A 4734-nucleotide genomic window follows, 5' to 3' on the forward strand; every position below is an offset into this window, starting at 1 on the left:
AGTGGTTTTCTGTACAGGCTGTTTCTGAAACGACCTCCAATTAAGCGTGTTTTTGTTTAGTTTCACTAACCTCCACGTTATGAACTTTCATTTCTAAAACCGGCTCTAAGCTTTCAATCCATTTTAAATGCCCTTTCCGAACGAGGATAAATACTGACTTTGGAACCCGGGATGAATCAGGTACGAACACTATGGACAGCATTTCCGACATTATCGGCTCCTTGCCACCAACTAAACGAACTCGATTGGAAGGGGTGCCAACGGGTTTCAGTCTGGGCAGGGAAGTGACTTTACCGGACAAAATTGAACCCACATTCTTCCACTTACCCATAGAGGTTCATGGCGAAATTATTCGCTATTTGGATTTCCGCGGGGTGACCCGTTTAGCCAGGGTATGCAAATATCTCCACGACCTCGTAAAAAAAGATAAAGCTCAGGAAAGAGCGTGGTATCGCCGGTTTTCTTCACCCTACCCCTATCGACTGAAGACCATCATTGCGACAAAAGACAGTCAACAACTCGGTGATTGGTTGAGTCCGTTTGCGAATAAGAACACTGTCAATTCAGTCGTAAAGCAACAAAATGGTGCTTATTTTCCTGCTCAGCTTCTTTTCACCAACAGTAAACTGATGGCTCAGTATAAAAGATTTAACTTGAAGACAAGGGCCGAAATTACCCATCGTCGAGGTATCTTCACAGCCACCTTCAGCGCCAATAACAGCCACCTGGTGACCGCCAGTTTTGATAATACGGTAAAAATCTTTGGCCAGAAGACCGATGGCTCATGGAAATCAGAAGCCACTATTAACCACGATGGTCGGATCTGTGCGGTTATCCTCAGCGCCGACAGCCGTCATATGCTGATCGTCGGTAAAGACAGTAGGGCTGCGAAAATCTATGGTCAGCTGGACGATGGTTCATGGGCATTAAAAGCCACCATTACCCATGAGGGCAGGATCGGGTCAGCCACCTTCAGTGCTGATGACCGCTATGTGAACGTCATTTTCAATGGCGCGATGAAAATCTATGGTCAGGAGAACGATGGATCATGGCAGGCAAAATACACTATTAACCATAATGCTACGACCCTGTCGTCCAGCTTCAGCGCCGATGGTCGTCATGCAGTGGTGGCCGGTACGGATAAAACTTTGAAAATCTACGGTCTGATGGACGATGGATCATGGGAGGTAAAAGCCGCCAATACCCTTGAGGTGGCGGCCCCGTTGGCCACAATCAGCCCCAGTGGTCGTCATGTGTTACTCCCCGCTGAAAATGAAACTCTGAAAATCTTTAGCTGGGGGGACAATGGCTCATTGGAAGTAAAAGCCGCCATTAACCTTAGCAATCCGATCGGTTCGCTTATTTCGGCCTGCTTCAGTCCCGACAGCCGTCATATAACGGTCAACGGTGAAAATGACACGCTGAACATCTATAGCCAGAAGGACAATGGGTCATGGGAAGTAAAAACCACCATTACCCATAAGAGTCCTGTCATATCAGTCACCTTCAGCGCCGATAGCCGCCATCTGGTCACCATCAGTTTTGATGATACTGCGAAAATATGTAGCCTTCAGGACGATGAATCATGGCAAGCAATAGCCACGATTTCCCATGATGTTTTCATCAACTCAGCCACATTCAGCACCGATGGCCGCCATTTAGTCACTGCCAGTAAAGATAACACGGCGAAAATTTATGGTCGGGAGGACGATGGATCATGGGTAAAAAAAGTCACCATCGTCCACAAAGGCTGGGTCAATTCAGCCACCTTTAGTGCCGATGGTTGCCTTTTGGTGACGGCCAGTTGCGACAAAACCGCGATAATTTATGCTCTGAGAGCCAATGGTTCATGGCGACGAAAAGCCACCATTTCCCACGAGAGAGCGGTCACCTCAGCCACCTTCAGCACCGATGGCCGAAATGTGTTAACCGTCAGTAGAGATAACAAAGCAAGAATCACTGAACTCAGTAGGAAAGGAAGGAAAGATAGATGATCGGATGAGCGTAAAACTTTCCCGGATCAGGGCGCTGTTATTGCCTGATTCCACTGACCTCAATTTTATGAACTTTCATTCTAAAACCAGTTCTAATCTTTCAATCAATTTTAAATGTCGTCTCTAACCCGGGATAAATAATGACTTTGAGCCCTTCAGAAATAAGGTATGACAACTATGGACAGCATTTCCGGCATTGACGGCTCACTCTCGCCACCACCTAAACGAACTCGATTGGAAGTTCTGCCAACGGGTTTCAGTCTGGGCAGGAAAGTGGCTGTACAGGACAAAATACAACCCACATTTTTCCATTTGCCTGAAGAGATTCAGTCCAAAATTATTCGCTATTTGGATGTTCGAGGGGTTGCCCGTTTAGCAAAGGTATGCAAATACCTTCACACTCTTGTTAAAAAAGAGAGAGCTCAGGAAAGAGCCTGGTATCGTCGGTTTTCTTTATCAAACCAATATCAAATGAAGACCTTCTTTTCGGCAAAAGATGACCAACAACTCCGTGATTGGTTGAGCTCGTTTGCGGATACGGGCACTGTCGAGTCTCTCATAAAACAACGAAAGAATATTCATTTTCCTGCTTTGTTACTTTTCACCAACAGTAAACTGATGTCTCAATGTGAAATATTCAAGCCAGTGACAAAAGCCCAAATTACCCATTCACGCTATATCATCACAGCCAGCTTCAGCGCTGATAGCTGCCATGTGGTGACCGCAAGCTTGGATAAAACAGCAAAAATCGCTAGTCAGAAGACCGATGGATCATGGTCAGAAAAAGCCCCCATTCTCCATACTGACTGGATCATATCAGCGACCTTTAGTAATGATGGCCGTCATGTGGTGACAGCCAGTCACGATGGCGAGGCGAAAATCTGTCGTCTGGAGGATGATGGAGCATGGAAGGTAAAAGCCATCATTTCCCATAAGGATCGAATCCGCTCAGCCACCTTCAGTGCTAATGGCAGCCATGTGGTGACTGCCAGTGAGGATAAGACGGTGAAAATCTATGGCCAGGAGACCGATGGATCATGGGAAGCTGAATACACTATTAACCATAATACTCCGGTCATCTCCGCCAGCTTCAGTGTCGATGGCCGTCATTTGGTGATCGTCAGTGAAGATAAAGCTGCGACAATCTATGGTCAGGAGGACGATGGATCATGGGCAGTCACAACCACCATTTCCCATGAGGATACAGTCTATTCAGCCACCTTCAGCGCCGATGGCGACCATGTGGTGACCGCCAGTGGGGATCACACGGCAAAAATCTATAGCCTGCAGGACGATGGGTCATGGGAAGAAAAAGTCACCATTCAACACAAAGAGGCGGTTAACACAGCCAGCTTCAGCCCCGGTGGCAGTCTTGTGGTGACCACCAGTAGCGATCGCACGGCAAAAATCCATGGCCTGCAGACTGATGGATCATGGGAAGAAAAAGCCAACATTACCCACAAGGATTGGATCAACTCAGCCAGCTTCAGTGTCGATGGCAGCCATCTGGTGACCACCAGTGACGATCACACGGCAAAAATCCATGGCCTGCAGGCCGATGGATCATGGGAAGTAAGAGGCACTATTTACCACAAAGACCTCGTCCGAAGAGCCACCTTCAGTCCCGATGGCTGCCATGTGGTGACCGCCAGTGGCGACAATACGGCGAAAATTTATGGTCAGGCGGGCAATGGATCATGGCTGGAAAAAGCCATCATTTCACACAAGGATAAACTCAGCTCAGCCACCTTCAGCGGCGATAGCCGATATGTGTTGACCGTCAGTTATGATTACACCGCGAGAATCACTGAACTATTTGGCAAAGATGGATAATCGGATGAGCGAAAAACCCGTTAACGGCAGGGGACCATTAGAAGCACTTTTTGCAGAAATGACCATGCAAAGCATTTTCCCGGATCAGGGCGCTGTTCCTGGTTAGTTTCACTGACCTTAGTGTTATGAACTTTCATCCTAAAGCCAGTTCTAACCTTTCAATCATTTTTAAATATCCCTTCAAAACGAGGATAAATACTGACTTTGGAGCTTTGGAGAAACAGACATGCACCTTACGAACAGCAATTCCAGCATTATTGGCGCTTCACTCTCGCTAATACCCGAGCAACCTCGATTGGAGAGAGCGCAAACAGCTGTCAGTCTGGGCAGGGATATTAGGGTACAGGACAACATTGAACCTACATTCTTCCATTTGCCTGAAGAGGTACATGCCAAAATTATTTGCTATTTAGAATTTCGAGACATTACCCGTATAGCAAAGGTATGTGTATACCTTCGCGATCTTGTCAAAAACAATAAAGCTCTGGAAATAGCATGGTTTCGGCGGTTTCCTTCACCACGCCAATATCAACTAAAAACCATCGTTATGACAAAAGACAGTCAACAACTTCGTGATTGGTTGAAGCCGTTTGCGAATAGGGACACTGTCGAGTCACTCATAGAACAACAAAACCGTACTTACTTTCCAGCTCTGCTCCTTTTCACCAACAGTAAGCTGATGTCTCAATGCGAAAAATTCAAGTTAGAGAAAAAAACCAAAAAGTCCGAACATGGATTTGTCAACGGAGCCAAATTCAGCCCCGATAGCCGCTACGCAGTGACCTGTGATTTGGGTGCAAAGGTGAAAATCTATGGCCAGAAGACCGGTGGATCATGGAAGACAAAAGCCACCTTTTCCCATAACGAACCGGTCACATCAGCCACCTTCAGTCCCAATGGCCGTCAT

At 46.8% G+C, this 4734-nt stretch carries 3 protein-coding genes; all 3 read left to right on the forward strand.

Annotated elements, in window-relative coordinates:
- Positions 1–191 precede the first annotated feature (191 nt).
- A complete protein-coding gene (locus KDK16_RS05625; protein WP_257275068.1) occupies positions 192–1994 on the forward strand; it encodes an F-box-like domain-containing protein in 1803 nt (600 codons plus the stop codon).
- 168 nt (positions 1995–2162) lie between these two features.
- Complete coding sequence (locus KDK16_RS05630) at positions 2163–3827, forward strand: F-box/WD repeat-containing protein (RefSeq protein WP_257275069.1); 1665 nt, start codon at positions 2163–2165, stop codon at positions 3825–3827.
- Between the two features lie 226 nt (positions 3828–4053).
- Positions 4054–4734: F-box/WD-40 repeat-containing protein (locus tag KDK16_RS05635; protein ID WP_257275070.1), on the forward strand; the 681-nt coding region annotated here is incomplete at its 3' end.

The organism is Endozoicomonas sp. SESOKO4, assembly GCF_024606275.1.